At 63.3% G+C, this 15,273-nt stretch carries 14 protein-coding genes and 1 pseudogene; 9 read left to right on the top strand and 6 right to left on the bottom strand.

Going from position 1 to position 15,273, the window contains the following annotated elements; genetic code table 11:
• Positions 1 to 1,002 (top strand): serine hydrolase domain-containing protein (locus CWO89_RS28600; RefSeq protein ID WP_130581935.1); only part of this gene is annotated, 1,002 nt, incomplete at its 5' end.
• 122 nt (positions 1,003 to 1,124) lie between these two features.
• Positions 1,125 to 1,691 (top strand): GNAT family N-acetyltransferase, encoded by a 567-nt coding sequence (locus tag CWO89_RS28595; protein WP_130581934.1) that lies wholly within the window; start codon positions 1,125 to 1,127, stop codon positions 1,689 to 1,691.
• Between the two features lie 6 nt (positions 1,692 to 1,697).
• Here CWO89_RS28595 and CWO89_RS28590 read toward each other — a convergent pair whose 3' ends face one another.
• Entirely contained in the window at positions 1,698 to 3,068 is a 1,371-nt protein-coding gene (locus CWO89_RS28590; protein WP_130581933.1) for an MmgE/PrpD family protein, read from the bottom strand.
• Positions 3,069 to 3,197: 129 nt separating this feature from the next.
• On the opposite strand from CWO89_RS28590, the gene CWO89_RS28585 reads away from it, so the two are divergent.
• Both CWO89_RS28585 and CWO89_RS28580 read left to right on the top strand, forming a co-directional pair.
• Entirely contained in the window at positions 3,198 to 4,316 is a 1,119-nt protein-coding gene (locus CWO89_RS28585; RefSeq protein ID WP_130581932.1) for an FUSC family protein, read from the top strand.
• Positions 4,317 to 4,608: 292 nt separating this feature from the next.
• Positions 4,609 to 5,124, top strand: a complete 516-nt coding sequence (locus tag CWO89_RS28580; protein WP_207234590.1) for an RlpA-like double-psi beta-barrel domain-containing protein — start codon at positions 4,609 to 4,611, stop codon at positions 5,122 to 5,124.
• Positions 5,125 to 5,194: 70 nt separating this feature from the next.
• On the opposite strand, the gene CWO89_RS28575 is transcribed toward CWO89_RS28580, so the two are convergent.
• From CWO89_RS28575 to CWO89_RS28555, 5 genes and pseudogenes are all read right to left on the bottom strand, one after another.
• Positions 5,195 to 5,668 (bottom strand): DUF2867 domain-containing protein, encoded by a 474-nt coding sequence (locus CWO89_RS28575; protein WP_130581930.1) that lies wholly within the window; start codon positions 5,666 to 5,668, stop codon positions 5,195 to 5,197.
• Positions 5,668 to 7,070, bottom strand: a pseudogene (locus CWO89_RS28570) (MATE family efflux transporter). Before CWO89_RS28570 ends, CWO89_RS28575 begins: the two are co-directional and overlap by 1 nt.
• A 176-nt stretch (positions 7,071 to 7,246) precedes the next feature.
• The gene (locus CWO89_RS28565) at positions 7,247 to 7,534 is read right to left on the bottom strand and encodes a hypothetical protein (RefSeq protein WP_130581929.1); all 288 of its coding nucleotides are present in this window, start codon (positions 7,532 to 7,534) and stop codon (positions 7,247 to 7,249) included.
• A 75-nt stretch (positions 7,535 to 7,609) separates the two neighbouring features.
• Positions 7,610 to 8,905 carry a UDP-N-acetylglucosamine 1-carboxyvinyltransferase gene (gene murA, locus CWO89_RS28560; protein ID WP_130581928.1) on the bottom strand — a complete coding sequence of 432 codons (1,296 nt, stop codon included), beginning with the start codon at positions 8,903 to 8,905 and terminating at the stop codon, positions 7,610 to 7,612.
• Positions 8,906 to 9,031: 126 nt separating this feature from the next.
• Positions 9,032 to 10,168, bottom strand: coding sequence for an aldo/keto reductase (locus CWO89_RS28555; protein ID WP_130581927.1), 1,137 nt, complete (start codon positions 10,166 to 10,168; stop codon positions 9,032 to 9,034).
• Positions 10,169 to 10,320: 152 nt separating this feature from the next.
• Between CWO89_RS28555 and CWO89_RS28550 the strand changes: the two genes are divergently transcribed.
• The 5 genes from CWO89_RS28550 (at position 10,321) to CWO89_RS28530 (ending at position 15,129) form a co-directional block, all read left to right on the top strand.
• Positions 10,321 to 11,253 (top strand): LysR family transcriptional regulator, encoded by a 933-nt coding sequence (locus CWO89_RS28550; protein ID WP_130581926.1) that lies wholly within the window; start codon positions 10,321 to 10,323, stop codon positions 11,251 to 11,253.
• Positions 11,254 to 11,418: 165 nt separating this feature from the next.
• Positions 11,419 to 12,150 carry a GntR family transcriptional regulator gene (locus tag CWO89_RS28545; RefSeq protein ID WP_245476624.1) on the top strand — a complete coding sequence of 244 codons (732 nt, stop codon included), beginning with the start codon at positions 11,419 to 11,421 and terminating at the stop codon, positions 12,148 to 12,150.
• Between the two features lie 46 nt (positions 12,151 to 12,196).
• Entirely contained in the window at positions 12,197 to 13,192 is a 996-nt protein-coding gene (locus CWO89_RS28540; RefSeq protein WP_130581936.1) for a TRAP transporter substrate-binding protein, read from the top strand.
• Between the two features lie 101 nt (positions 13,193 to 13,293).
• Positions 13,294 to 13,833 (top strand): TRAP transporter small permease, encoded by a 540-nt coding sequence (locus CWO89_RS28535; protein ID WP_130581925.1) that lies wholly within the window; start codon positions 13,294 to 13,296, stop codon positions 13,831 to 13,833.
• Positions 13,834 to 13,839: 6 nt separating this feature from the next.
• On the top strand, positions 13,840 to 15,129 hold the full coding sequence (locus CWO89_RS28530; protein WP_130581924.1) for a TRAP transporter large permease: 1,290 nt from the start codon (positions 13,840 to 13,842) through the stop codon (positions 15,127 to 15,129).
• Positions 15,130 to 15,273 lie beyond the last annotated feature (144 nt).

The raw sequence follows: 15,273 nt of genomic DNA, 5'->3' as shown, positions 1-15,273 counted from the left end.
CCACTAGCCGTCGCGCTCGACCGCGCCTTCGCCGAGCCTGCGCAAGGGCCAGCCCGCCACACCCGGGCCGTCATTATCCTCAAGGACGGCCGCATCGTCGCCGAACGCTATGCGGAAGGGATCGGCGTTGATACCCCGCTACTCGGTTTCTCCGCGACCAAATCCGTGATGTCGGCATTCGCGGGAATTCTGGTGCGCAAGGGGGCGCTCACGCTCGATCAGCCTGCGCCTGTTACGGCGTGGCAAGGCGCTGGTGATCCTCGCCGCGCGATCACGATGGAGCATTTGCTGCGCCATACCGCAGGGCTGGCGCTCGGCAGCTCGCTGCAGGCCTCGCTCGCGTCCGCGCTCGAGCCGGTGAACCGGATGAAATTCCTGGAGCCGGATATGGCGGTCTACGCCGAAAGCATGCCGCTGGAGACGGCGCCGGGCACCGCCTGGAATTACCACGATGGCAACACCATCATTCTCGCCCGTCTGATCCGCGACGCAGTGGGAGGCACGCCAGCCGACATGATGCGCTTTGCACGTTCTGAGCTGTTCGCGCCGCTTGGCATGCGTCATGTGACACTCGAATTCGACGCCGCGGGCAATGAAGGATCGAGCCAGATGCTGGCGAGTGCGCGCGACTGGGCGCGGTTCGGCCTGCTCTATCTCAATGACGGTGTGGTTGGCGGCAAGCGCATTCTGCCGGAGGGCTGGGTGAATTACTCGGCGACGCCGACCCGGAATGCCTGGGTCGGCTATGGCGCCGGCTTCTGGACCAACCAGGGCGACAGTCTTGGCGCCACTTACCGCGTCGGGCATGGCTGGCCGCGCGATGCCTTCTTCGCCAAGGGCACGATAGGCCAATATGTGATCATCGTCCCGAGCGAACGGCTCGTCGTCGTTCGCCTCGGGCGATCGCCGAACTGGCCGCCGGAGGGCGACGGCGTGTTCGAACTGGTTTGGGACGTCATGACCGCGACCGGCGGCAACGCAAAACTCGCCGGCGGCGATTGAATAGTTCTCACCTGGACGCGCGGTCAGCAGTAGTAGTGAGCCGCTACCTGGACGAACGCTTTTCCGCTAGATTGGGTGATATCCGCGGATCTTCTCATTCTGGTCAGTAGGGTGCAGGAGCGATGGTCGCTTGGCTCAAGTCCGGCGCGGCGCCGGCGCAATTTCACGGTCCCACGATCGAGACGACGCGGTTGATCCTGCGGCCGTGGAAGGCTTCCGACATCGCGCCGAATACCGCCATGCTGGCCGATCCCGATACGGCGCGCTTTATCACGCCCGACCACAAGGCGGTGACCAACGAAACGACTGGCTGGCGCAATGCGGCGGTCATCGCCGGGCACTGGGCGCTGTATGGTTTCGGCATGTTTGCCGTCGAGGAAAGATCATCCGGTCGATATGTGGGCCGTGTGGGTCCTTGGTACCCGGCGGGCTGGCCGGGGTTTGAGGTCGGCTGGGGCATCGCCAAGGAATGTCGCGGCAAAGGCTATGCGGTTGAGGCAGCGCGCGCCGCCATCGACTGGGTGTTCGCCAACCTTGCGGTTGACCGCATCATTCACTGCATCGATCCGGTCAACATTGCCTCGCAGGGCGTGGCGCGCCGGCTTGGTGCGAAAATCGACGGTCAGGCCGAGTTGAACGGCGATACCGTCGATATCTGGGTGACCGAGCGCGATCGATGGACGGCTTGAGAGAGCCTACTGCCGGCCCAGTTGCGTCGCCTTTTCCACGCGGTCGAAACGTTCCAGCGACAGGATCGCATCGGCGAACTGGTCGGCGCGGCCGTTCAGGACCGGGCGGGCCAGCGTCAGGAATTTCTGCTGCATCGCCTGCGCATCGGGGAACGATGACGGCTCGCCGGACGGGTCGGCATTGAGCCGCTCATGCACGCCGTCATCGGTGGTGATGCTGACGCGCGCGCCGAACGGATGGGTGCGGCCGATCTCGAGCCGATCGTCCTGCACCACATCGAACTTATCGGCGAGCGCGTCGATCGCGGCATCGCCAAGCCGGTTGTAGTCGTCCCAGCCGAAGCGGCCCTGGTCGAGGGCAACAGCGCCGGTGAAGAACATCGAGAACTGGCCGCCGACGATCGAAGTCGGGTGCCGCTTGGTGGCGGCGTCGCCGGTCAGCGTGATGCCGTTGCGGTGCAGGCCGATCTCGACCCGCTTCACCTGGTCCGGCGTCAGATTGTGCTCGCGCCGCATCGCGATCAGCGCATCGATCGCGGCATGGGTGTAGCGGCAGCTCGGATAGGGTTTGACGCCGATCTTCATGGTCTCATAGATGCTGCCGAGACCCGCGATCGCCTTGTCCGGGTGCGCATCGTCGCTGTAGCCGACGAGCAGGCCATGCTTGCCTTCCACCGATTCGACCGAGCCGACGAAATCGTTGCGCGCCAGCGTTGCGGCGATGACGCCGTTCATCGCGGCGGCACCGACCTGGTAGCGCTTGTTCCAGGCGCCGTTGATCAGGAACTGCAACGAGCCCGCGGCCTGGCTGCCGGAAACGCCGAAGGCCGCGATGATCTGCTCCTTCGATAACCCGTACAGTTTCGCAGCCGCCGCCGCCGCGCCATAGGTGCCGGCGGTCGCAGTCGGGTGGAAGCCGCGCGCATAATGCGAGGTGGGATCGAGCGCGTTGCCGAGCCGGCAGCAGACCTCATAGCCCGCGACAACAGCGGTCAGCACGTCGCGGCCGGAGGCACCGACCATCTCGCCGACCGCGAACGCGGCCGGCACCACGGGCGCGCTCGGATGCAGCGAGGAATCCGCATGCGTGTCGTCGAAGTCGAGCGAATGGCCGAGCGCGCCGTTGAGCAGCGCCGCGACCGCCGGTGTCCAGGTCTTGCCGTCGCCGAACACGGTGGCTTCGCCCTTGCCGTCCAGCGCCAGCGCTTCCAGCATCTTCAAAAGCGAGGGCGTGGATTCGGCTTCGCGCCGCGCCCGAATCGTGCTGCCCAGGAAGTCCAGCGTCAGCACTTTTGCCCGCTGCAATACTTCCGGTGGTATATCTGCAAAATTCAGGTTAGCGACGTAGGCGGCGAGCGTTGCGGTTTCGTTGGCCATCGTGTTTCCTCGTTTCACCTGGCACGGTAGGCGGGCCGGTTTCACGTTTCAAGCCGCCTTCACGCCGCGGGCATCAGCCATGCCGAACATCAGCCATAGGATCGTCGTGAGCATCAGGGATTCGGTCGCATGACAGCCACCGCGAAACATGTGCTCGGCTGGATTCGCTCCCGAAAGGGGCAATTGGCGCTGGCAGTCAGGGTTACGGTGGCGGCCGCGATCGCCTATGCGGTCGCCGTGGCGCTGCACCTCCTGCTGCCGCTCTGGGCGGTGCTGACCTCGCTGATCGTGACCCAGATGAGTGTCGGCCGGTCGCTGAAGGCGACCCGCGACTACATGCTCGGCACCATCGGTGGCGCGATCTATGGCGGCGCCATCGCGGTGCTGATCCCGTATTCCGGGGAGAGCGGCCTGCTGGGCTTGCTGGTGCTGGCGGTTGCGCCTTTGGCCTTCATCGCCGCCATCAATCCCAGCCTCAGCGCGGCCACTGTGACGGCCGTGATCGTGCTGCTGGTTCCGACCTTGCATCACGCCGATCCGCTGGCATCCGCCATCGACCGCGTCAGCGAGGTCGCCGTCGGCGCCATTACAGGACTTCTGGTGTCGTTCCTGGTGTTGCCGTCGCGCGCGGTGAGCCAGATCCGCGTCAACGCCGCGCGCCTGCTGGAATTGATCGCGGCCGCCTTCACTGAACTGCTCGCCGGCCTGACGCGCGGGCGCGACAATGACGCCCTACACCGCATCCAGGACGGCATCGGCACCGCGCTGGAAGGGTTGAATGCGACCGGCGCGGAGGCCGAGCGCGAGCGCTCCGCGCATCTATCGTCCGGTCCGGACACCGGGCCGCTGCTGCGGACCATTTTGCGACTGCGCCACGATGTCGTGATGATCGGCCGCGCCACGGTGGTACCGCTGCCGGCGAATGTGCAGGCACGGCTTGCAGCGCCCCTGTCCGACGTCAGCAAGGCGATCACGCTCTATCTGCGCTCGGCAGCCGCAGCGCTGCGCATGGGCGCGGGCGCGCCGCCGATCGCGCCTGTTCATGCCGCCCTGCAGCGCTATGCGAACGAAGTCGCCGCCGTTCGCAGCGAGGGCCTGATCCGCGGCCAGCCCGTCGGCACTGCGGAGTGCTTCTTCGCGCTGGGATTCTCGCTGGAGCAGATGCGGCAGAACCTGCTCGACCTCGATCGCGTCGTCGGGGAGTGGTCGGAGACGTCGGGGGCGACGAAAGAGCCGGCCGAAGAGTAGGGCGTGTACTCGTAAAGCCGTGGATGTCGGCTTGTCGCCAGAACGCTTGCTGCTACTCACGCGCTGTCAAAGAAGCTCTATTCAGTCATGTTGCTGACGCAATCTCTGTCTTAGTCGGTGAGAATTAAAAACACTGTGTGAGGACCGCCCAGGTTCCCACAAACGGTTCCATCGCCAGCATCGGCACGAATCCGCAAAAAATTGGCATGAGTTCGTGAACGCCTCCGCGTTCGCTTGACCATGCTTTGCGGCATCGGGAACCGAACGATCGAAGAAAATCAATCAAGGAGTCATGATGCTCTTCCGCTCGAGCGCCGCAATTTGCGGCGCCGCAGTTGCACTTGCCATTTCTGTTACCGTTGCTCGCAGTGAAATCAGCGCAGTTCATTCAAGCGCCGTCGTCGATGCCGCTTCTGGAGATGCGATCGTTGGCGCAGCATCCATGTACAATCCGTTCCGGCCCGGATGGCGGGAGGGCGGCCCGGACACAGCCTCCGGCGAGCGCTATGATCCCTCTGTCTGGGCGGCTGCCATCAAGACAAGTTTGCGTCAGAAGTTCGGTGGGGTCCAATATGGCGCGAGGCCGAAGTATGCCCTCGTTGAGGCTGTAGGCAAGAAGGTCATCGTCAAGATAAATGACGTGGGGCCACTGACGCCTGGCCGTATCATTGACCTGAATGAGCGGACGATGCGCCACTTCGATCCAAGCCTGCAGCTCGGGGTCATTAATGACGTAACAGTCAGGCCGCTTTCAGGGGACGATTGGATCCCCGGACCGGTCGATGGCCTCCTCGCCGCTGATTCTTGAGACCTCTGCGCGCCCTGATCTCCGGCGCGGGGTCACAAGTACACGCCCGAGCGCGCGATGCGGTTTGAATCTAAAGCACGACCTGCCGCAGCATCGCGGCCACGACCAGGCGGTGAAAGGGCAGGATGATCGCGAGGTAGGTCCGGCCAAGCCGATTGTGTGTCCGCACCAGCGTGGTGGTGGTGACCTCCTGGCCACCGGCATGGGCGGTGACATCGACCACGACACGAAAATCGAGATGGCTGTCGTTGAAGCCGGCCACCAGCCGTTCCGGCGTTTCGCTGAGAACCGGAAACATGCCCACCATGCCATGCGATGCCCTATCGCCTTCGCCCGATGTCTTCAGGCCAAGCGGCGCGACAATAAAATTGCGTAATCGCAACAGGGCTTCGATCCAGCGCTGGCGTCGCGCGAACATCTTCTCGGCCGCCTTGCGCGCATCAAGCGTGGTGCCGTCGACGGCGATGCGAAAGGCGTCGATGAACTCTGCACCGGCGAGCAACGGGCCGGGATCGATATCGGGCGTGACTTCGCGCGCTTTCATCACATGGCCAATCTGTTGCTCAGCAGACGGAAACGCAAGATGAGCAGAAGGGCATGGGCCGCGGTTCCGGCCGATAGCCCGATCCAGATGCCGACGGCGCCGAGCGTGGTCGCGAAGCCGAGCAGGCATGCGGAGGTGAACCCGATCAGCCAGTAGCTGATCGTGGCGAACAGCAGCGGCAGGCGCGTATCGTTCATGCCGCGCAACGCGCCGGCGGCAACCGTCTGCACGCCATCGGCGATGAAGAAGGTCGAGCCGACCAGGAGCAGCGAGGCCGTCAATTGCGCTGTTGCCTCGGCCGCTTCGCCGAGGAAGATTTCGGCGATCGCGAATCGTCCGAGGATGACGCAAAGCGTCATCGCCGACATGAAGGCGATGCCGAGCCCGGTTGCGACGATCCCTGCGCGTCTGACCGCGGGCGCATCGGCGCGACCGACGGCATGACCGACGCGGACGGTCGCCGCCATGCCGATGCCGAACGGCACCATGAACAGGATGGCCGCGATCTGCAGCGCGATCTGATGTGCGGCCAGCGCGGCCGTCGAGATCAGGCCCATCAACAGCCCCGCGGCGCCGAACAGGCCATATTCCAGCAGGAAGGAGACCGAAATCGGCGCGCGACGATGACGAGTTGCCGCATCAGCGGCCAGTCGATGCGCCAGACGCGACCAAGCACCTGATATTTCCGGAACGGCGGGCGGCGGGAGGCGAACCATAGGCCGGCGAGAAAGGTCCCGAGATTGACGATCGAGGTGGCAATGCCCACCCCGAACAGCCCGAGCGACGGCAATCCCCAAGCACCGTAGAGCAGGAGATAAACCAGCAGCGCATTGGCCGGGATCGCCGCGAGCGTGATCCACAGCACCGGCTCGGGCCGGTTGACCGCGCTCATGAAGCCGCGGATCGCAATGAACCACAGCGCCGGCAGCATGCCCCAGGCGAGGCCGAACAGATATTGCTGCGCGAGCTGCGCGGCCGTGGCGGCCTGGCCGAGCGCGAGCAGGATCTGTTCGCCGCGGAACGGCAACACCATCAGCGGCAATGTGATGAACAGCGCGGCCCACAGCCCGACACGAAGCGAGCGCCGCACCATGCGCGGATTGCGCGCGCCAAAGGCTTGCGCCGCCAGCGGGGCGACGGCGGACATCAGGCCCATGCCGAAGGTGAAGCTGACGAAGTAGACCGTCCCCGCCAATGCCGCGGCAGCGACGGCCTCGTCGCCGAACCGGCCGATGAAGGCGAGGTCGGTCGTCATCATCGCGATCTGGCCGAGCTGCGTCAGCGCCATCGGCACCGCAAGGCGCAGGGTCTCAGCGAGCTCGTCGCGCAAATGGTGACGAGGCGCACGCGCGGCCACGCGTGGCGCCATCGAAGCGCGTTCGATGTTCTCGGTTGAGGTCATGGGCCGAGATTAGCACCGCCGCGCGCCTAAAAGGTGGCGGAACGGCCACTGCAATAGCCCGGAACGCCATTGCGTAACCCGGGGCCGCTCGCGAATGCTGATGCGACTGTCCCGGGTTACGCTTTCCGCTCCACCCGGGCTACGTGCTCGCAAAGGTCAACGAAAAATGTCCTGGGTTACGGCTTGCCCTGCCTGATCGCGTTGATTTCGCGCTCCTGGGCCTCGATGACGCCGTCGGCGATCTGTCCGACGCGGGGATCGCTGACATGGGCGCGCTCGCTGGTCAGGAGCGCCGCCGAATGGAGCGGAATCACCACCTGCGTGCCCGGGGCATCGCCTGAGGTTTCGCGGCCGTGCGTGAGCCAGAGCGAAATCGTAAGCGCCGCGACCGCTGCCGCGGCAATGGTGAGATTAGTGGCGTCGCCGCCGGTGATCTGGAGAAATCTGGGCAGACGAACGCGCATGGACGCACCTGCCTGTGGGAAACTGGCAGTGCAACCGACAGGTCGGCCGATCGTTCCAATCGTCGTGGTGATTCTCTACCGCACGCGTTCGGGCACGCGGGTGATCCTGGCGCCGAGCGCGTTCAGCCGCTGCTCGATCCGCTCGTAGCCGCGCTCGATCTGGTCGGCATTGTTGATGGTGGAGGTGCCTTCGGCGCAGACGGCCGCAAGCAGCATCGCCATGCCGGCGCGGATGTCGGGGGAGGTCATCGGCGCGCCACGCAGCCGGCTCGGACCGGCGACGATGGCGCGATGCGGGTCGCACAACACGATGCGGCCGCCCATTGCGATGAGTTTGTCGACGAAGAACATCCGCGATTCGAACATCTTTTCGAACATCAGGATGACGCCGTCGCATTGGGTCGCGGTGACGATCGCGATCGACATCAAGTCCGCCGGGAAGGCCGGCCAGGGCTGGTCCTCCAGCTTCGGCACATGGCCGCCGAAATCGTCATGGATCTTCATGGTCTGGCCCGAAGGCACGACGAGGTCGTCGCCCTCGACGCCGCAGACGATGCCGAGCCGCTCGAAACCCATCCGGATCGAGCGCAGATGCTCGACGCCGGCCCGCGCGATGCGCAGCGGCGAACGCGTCACGGCGGCAAGCCCGATCAGCGAGCCGACCTCGATGTGGTCGGGCTGGATCGCATAGTGCGTGCCGCCGAGCGTGGCGGGGCCGTGGACGATGATGGTATTGGTGCCGATTCCCTCGATCTTGGCGCCGAGCGCGACCAGGAAATTCGCGAGATCCTGCACATGCGGCTCGGATGCGGCGTTGCGCAGGTAGGTGGTGCCGCGAGCGGCCACGGCCGCGACGAGCGCGTTCTCGGTCGCGGTGACGCTGGGCTCGTCAAGGAACACGTCGGCGCCTCGCAGGCGGGAGGCGCGGAACTCGAGGCGATGGGTCGCGGTGACGGTCGCGCCGAGCTGCTCAAACGCCAGGAAATGCGTATCGAGGCGGCGGCGGCCGATCACGTCGCCGCCGGGCGGCGGCAATGCGACCTCGCCGCAGCGGGCGAGCAGGGGCCCGGCGAGCAGGATCGAAGCACGGATCCGCGCGCACAGTTCCGGATCGAGATCGGCGGCGCGGATCTCCTTGGCGTGGATCAGAAGCGTGTTGCGCTCGGTCCACTCGGCCGAGGCGCCGACGGAGCGGCAAAGCTCGACCAGCGTCTCGGTGTCGCGGATCCGCGGCACATTCGTCAGCGTGACCGGATGCTCGGTCAAGAGCGCTGCCGCGATGATCGGCAGCGCCGAATTCTTGTTGCCGGACGGCTCGATCGTGCCGGAGAGCCGGTGGCCGCCCTCGACGATATATTGAATGGGCGCCACGTTGTCCTCGACGGGTTGGTTGGTTCGCTCGTGGAAGATTCCGTAACGGAATCAATGGGCGGTCAGAGCGACATAGCACATAAGGCTCGTCGAAGTCATGCCCTCAGCGATCCGCTGTCCCCGCCGTCAGGCCGGGACTGTCGCTGCCTGCTCGATCAGCCCGCTTTCCTTCAGCTCCTGCCAGAATTCCGCAGGGATCTTGGCCTGCATCGAATTGTAGTCCTCGAGGATCTGCCGGTGGCTGCTCGCGCCCACGACCAACGCGACGACAACGTCAGGGGCTGATGAAAACTGCAACGCCGCGGTCCGCAGATCGACGCCGTGGCGGGTGGCCGCGGCGCGCAGGCGGTCACGTTTCTCGATATGGGCCGGAGAGATCTTGTAATTGTTCGGCCCGTAATTGTAGCGCGGACTGCCGGAGATGAAGCCTGCGTTCAGCGCCGAGCCGATCACCAGCGACACATTCTTCTTCCGCACCGCCGGGAAGACCTGATTGACGGCGTTGGCATGATCGACCAGCGAGTACTGCGAGGCGCACAGACAGACGTCGGGATCGGCAACGTCGATGACGCGCAGGATGGGCTCCGGGCAATTCACGCCGATGCCCCACGCCTTGATGATGCCTTCCTCGCGCATGCGCGAGAGCGCCGGGAATGCGCCGCGTTCGGCGATCGCGAACTGCTCCTGCCATGATGTCGGGAAGTATGGAAAATCCGGCGAGATGTCGTGGACGAATGCCACGTCGAGGCTGTCGACGCCGAGCCGCTGCAGGCTGTCCTCGATCGAACGGCGAACGCCGTCGCCGGTGTAGTCATAGGTGACGTCATTCGGCGAGTCCGATAGCGGAAAGATTTCCGCATGCCGGTTGTTCTTCGACGCCTTGAACAGCTTGCCGATCTTGGACGACAGCACGTAGTCGCCGCGAGGCTTGTTGTGCAGGAAATGGCCGAAGCGGCGCTCCGACAATCCGAAGCCGTACCAGGGCGCCACGTCGAAATAGCGCACGCCGGCGCTCCACGCAGCCTCAAGCGTCGCCTCGGCATCCTCGTCCGTGACCTTGTTGAACTCGTTGCCAAGCGGGACGCCGCCCAGCCCGAAGTGGAACCCCGGCTTGAAAAGTTGTGTCGCGCGATTTGCCTGTGCCATGCGATTGTCTCCTTTGGTGTCGGTGGTGGCTGTAACCAGTGACGGTGCCGCGAGGGCGCCGACCGCTGCCGCGGCGACGGTGAAAAAATCCCTGCGACTGCCAGTTCGTTTCGTCATCGCGTGTCTCCTTCGGTCATGCGGGGAAGGCGCCGAGAAGCGTGGCTCCATGCGCGGCGCCTCTTCCTTCAAGCTTGAGTATGGGTCGTAAAACGGCGGCCACCAGGGTAGGTTCGTTGAGTGCAACTCAACGACGCCTTGAGGGGCCGTTCATGAAAACGTTCGACCGAAACATGCTGGCGGATTTGAACGTGTTCCTGACGATCGTGCGCCGGGGCAGCCTTGCCAAAGCGGGCATTGAGCTCGGCGTGAGTACGTCCGCCCTAAGCCATCGCCTGCGCAAGCTGGAGTCCGATCTGGGCGTGAGGCTCCTGCATCGCTCCAGCCGCTCCATCAGGCCGACCGCGGCCGGCGCCTCGCTCGCTGCTGAATTGGAGAACGGATTTCGCACCATCCGCGATGCCTTGACCGGGCTGGAGAACCATCGGCGTGTGCCGGTGGGGCGGCTTCGTCTCAACGTTCTCCGTGATGCCGCGCGCCTCGTGCTTGGTCCTGTGCTGCCGCGTTACTGCAAGGAGTTTCCGGGCATGCATGTCGACGTGACCGTCGAGGACCGCATGGTCGAGATCATCGCGGAGGGTTTTGACGCCGGCATCCGCTACGGCGATCGCGTGCCGCTTGACATGGTGGGGATCGCGCTGACGAAACCGTTGAAGTGGGTCGTGGTCGGCTCGCCCGAACTGATCGCGCGTGCAGGCCGTCCCGACGCTCCCGGCGATCTGCTGCAGCTTCCGTGCGTCGAGATGCGCGTCGGCGATAACCGCAACTTCCCGTGGGAACTAGGCAACGGCGATTCGATGATCCGGCTCGACGTCCGCGGGCCGGTATGCGCCAACGAGACCGAGCACGCCGTCGACATGGCGTTACGCGGCGTGGGCTTTGTCTATTGCCTGGCGCGGCGGGTCGAAGCGGAAGTCGCATCCGGCGCGCTGGAAATTCTGCTGCCGGAATGGGCCTCCGAAGGCCCGCCCTTCACCATCTACTATCCGAGCCGCCGCCAACCGCCGCCCGGCTTGCGCCAGCTCATCGACCTCACGCGCAAGTCCGAAAGCCTGCCGCCATTGGCCGCGACCGACGCCGGCTAAGAGACAAGGCTACTCCGGCAGCGCGAGCCGTGTGGCGTTGGCGCCGCGCGAGTAGATGGCCGTCATCTAGACTGCCATGGCGGCAGCACAATTGTAGGTGCAACCAAGCAAATCCGGCTTGGCTCGTTCCAGTTCATATACTAATATATTAATTAGGATGCTGTCATGCGCTCCATGAGGAAAGCCGAAGCCACCGTCCGTGCCGCCGGCAATCGCCGCAGCGGTCGGCCACGAACAGCGACGGCGTCGGCGCGGATCTATGCGGATCTGCGCGCCGAATTGGTGTCACTGCAGCGACGCCCGGGCGAGGCGATCTCGGAAGCGGAAATCGCGCTCTCCCATGGCGTCAGCCGGACGCCCGTCCGCGAGGCTATCCTGAAATTGTCGGACGAAGGTCTTGTGGAGATATATCCGCAATCCGGCATCTTCGTCTCGCGCATTCCAATCGCGGCGTTGCCGGAGGCGATCACCATCCGCAAGGCGCTGGAGGAAACCACCGCCCGATTGGCGGCAGAGCATGCCACCTCAAGCCAGATCCTGAATTTGCTTTCTATCTTGGAACGCCAGCGCGAAGCGAGCGCCGCCAGCGATCGCGAAGCATTCCATCAAGCGGACGAACTGTTCCACGCAACCATCGCCGAGATCGCGCGATACCCGGGCATCTGGAAGCTGATCCTGCAGGTGAAGGTCCACGTGGATCGCTATCGCCGCCTGACGCTGCCGCAACCTGGGCGAATGAGGCAGGTGATCGCGGAGCATGAACGCGTCATGACTGCGATCGAGGATCATGATCCGCCGGCTGCGGGAATGGCTATGGCCAGGCATCTCGAAAGGCTGCTCGTCGATATCTCCGCCACTCAAAATATCAACCCGGAGTTCTTCGACGCACCAACCTGAGGTTGAAGATCAACGACAACGACAACAATATATTGGGAGGATCCAGATGAAACGGCGCGACTTCATCAAGCTGAGCGCCGGGTTCGGCGCGGCTTTTGTTATCCGCCAATCCCCCGCGCAGGCCCAGACAAAAACGGTCCTTAAGGCAGCGGACGTTCATCCGTCGGGCTATCCGACGGTCGAAGCCATGGTCGGGATGGGCAAGAAGCTGGAAGCCGCCACCAATGGAAGGCTGTCGATCCAGATGTTCCCGTCCATGCAACTTGGCGGCGAAAAGGAAATGATCGAGCAGGCGCAACTCGGCGCGCTGCAGATCGCTCGTATTTCGGTCGGGGCCGTCGGCCCGGTCGTGGACGACGTCAACGTCTTCAACCTGCCCTTCGTATTCCGGAACTCCAGGCAGATGGAGAAGGTGATCGATGGCGAGATCGGCGATGAGCTGCTTGCGAAGATTTCGGCGAACGACAAGGCTGGTCTGATTGGGCTGTGCTGGATGAACGCTGGCTCGCGCAATATCTACAACAACAAGCGGCCGGTCCGAACGTTGGCCGATCTGAAGGGCCTCAAGATCCGCATGATTGGTAATCCGCTGTTCGTTGACACCATGAACGCGCTTGGCGGCAACGGAGTCGCGCTCGGCTTCGATCAGGTCTTTAGCTCGATGCAGACCGGCGTGGTCGATGGCGCGGAAAACAATTCGCCTTCGTTTGTAGCGCAGAACCACTATCAAGTTGCCAAATACTTCACGATGACCGAGCACCTGATCATTCCGGAAATCGTGGTGTTCTCGCGCGTGTCGTGGCAGAAGCTGTCGCCGGACGATCAGGCACTGATCAAAAAATTTTCCAAGGAAATGCAGGCCGAGCAGCGCGTGCTTTGGTACGAGGCGGAAAACGCAGCCATCGCAAAGATGAAGGCTGCCGGGACCGAAATCATCACCGATATCGACAAGAAGCCATTCCAGGACGCCGTAAAGCCGGTTTGGGACAAGTATGGCGCAAAGTACGCCGCAATGATCAAGCGGATCGAGGCGGTCCAATAGCTCCCGCGCTGCAACGGGCGAATGGCCGAACCGCGTCCGCTTCCCCCGGACGCCGGATTTGCCGGAGCAATTTGAATCGCTGTTATTCTTGCGAGGTCCAAATGTATGACGAGCAACGGTCCCGAGCTTATTGGACCGGCATGTTCCGGCGGCTTGTGAATGCAGTCTACTGGACGGGAGCCGTGATTGCCTGTGTGGCGCTCGTGCTCGTCTGCTCTGTCATTCCGTGGGCAGTCTATACCCGATATGTCCTGAATAGCGCTTCGTCATGGCCCGAGCCGATGGCCGTGTTACTGACGGTCGGCATCACCTTCATCGGTTCAGCCAACTGCTATCGTCAGCGCATTCACATGAGCATGACGGTGGGTACCGATTTGCTGCCGCCGGTGTTGCGCCGCGCCTCGCTGATATTGAGTGAATTGTTGATGGGCGTGACTGCGCTGTTCATGTTCGTGTGGGGATTGAAGCTCGTTCAGACCACCTGGGGCAATTCAGTCGACGAATTTCCATGGCTGTCGGTCGGGGTCACCTACCTTCCGATCGTAGTCAGCGGAGCGATGATGTTCCTGTTCGTCGTCGAGCGCCTGACCATCGGTCCGCCACCGCGTGACGGCAGCGATGCTCACGTTCCTGTCGAGTGAATCCCCATGGATATCGCCATTCTTCTTCTCAGCATGTGCTTTTTCTTCGCCATCGGCATGCCGATCGCCTATGCGATGGCGCTTTCGTCGCTCGCCGGCGCGCTCTGGATCGACCTGCCCGTCGGTGCCGTCATGCAACAGTTTGCCAGCGGCGTCGGCAAGGTCTCGATGCTGACGATCCCGTTTTTTGTGCTGGCGGGCGCTATTATGGCCGAAGGCGGTATGGCCAGACGGCTGGTCGATTTTGCCGCAGTGCTGGTCGGATTCACGCGCCTGCGGGGCGGCCTCTCGCAAATCAACATCCTCGCGACCACGATCATGAGCGGAATTTCGGGATCGTCGGTCGCCGACACGTCAGCGATCGGTTCGGTTATGATTCCCGAAATGGCTGCGAAAGGTTATCCGCGGGTGTTCGCGACCAACGTGACTATCAGCGCTTCGCTTCAAGCCATCATCATCCCGCCAAGCCACAATTCCGTGATCTATTCGCTGGCGACGGGTGGGGTGGTCTCGATTACCAGTCTGTTTCTCGCCGGCGTGATTCCAGGGCTGCTGCTCGGCTTTTCGTTGATGCTGCTTTGCCTGTTCTACGCGTATCGTGACGAGCATCCAAAGGGCGAGCCCGTGCCGATGCGCCAGGCGATCAGAGTGCTCGGCGACGCGCTGTGGGGGATCGTGACACTAGCGATCGTGCTGGGTGGCATCCTCTCCGGCGTATTTACGCCGATCGAGGCAGGCGCGGTCGCCTGCGTCTGGGCGTTCTTCGTCACCATGTTCGTCTACCGCGACTACAAGTGGTCGGATCTGCCTGTGCTGATCTATCGGACGCTGCAGACGGTAGCCATGGTGCTCACCCTCGTCGCGACAGCGTCGTCCTTCGGCTATGTCGCCGCCTTGATGCAGATGCCGGCGAAAATGACGGAGTTCTTCGTTGCGATATCGAGCAACAAATACATGCTGCTGATGTGGTTGAACATCATGCTGCTGGTTCTTGGAACGGCACTCGATCTGGCACCGCTGTTGCTGATCTGCACGCCAATCCTGTTGCCGGTCGTGAAGAGCTTCGGCATAGATCCGGTACATTTCGGCATCGTGATGTTGCTCAATCTCGGTATCGGGTTGCTGACGCCCCCAGTCGGGACCACCCTGTTCGTTGGCTGCGCCATCGGCAAGGTCTCGGTCGACGAGGTGATGCGCGGTATCTGGCCGTTCTATTTTGTGATGTTCACGGTGCTGATGATCGTGACCTACGTTCCCTGGCTGTCTCTGGCATTACCGAGGATGTTCGGCTTCTAGAGCATGATCCGGAAAAGTGGACACCGGTTTTCCCTCGCGACAAACGCGAAGCGTTTGCGCGGAGATCTTGCTCAAACAAAGAGCTAAAGCGGGATGACGATTCGAAGAAAAGTCATCACGCTTTAGGGTCTGTTGGGATTCATC

The organism is Bradyrhizobium sp. Leo170, assembly GCF_004296405.1.
In the GTDB taxonomy this organism is placed as follows: Bacteria; Pseudomonadota; Alphaproteobacteria; order Rhizobiales; family Xanthobacteraceae; genus Bradyrhizobium.
This window is presented reverse-complemented; position numbering and strand designations above follow the sequence as displayed.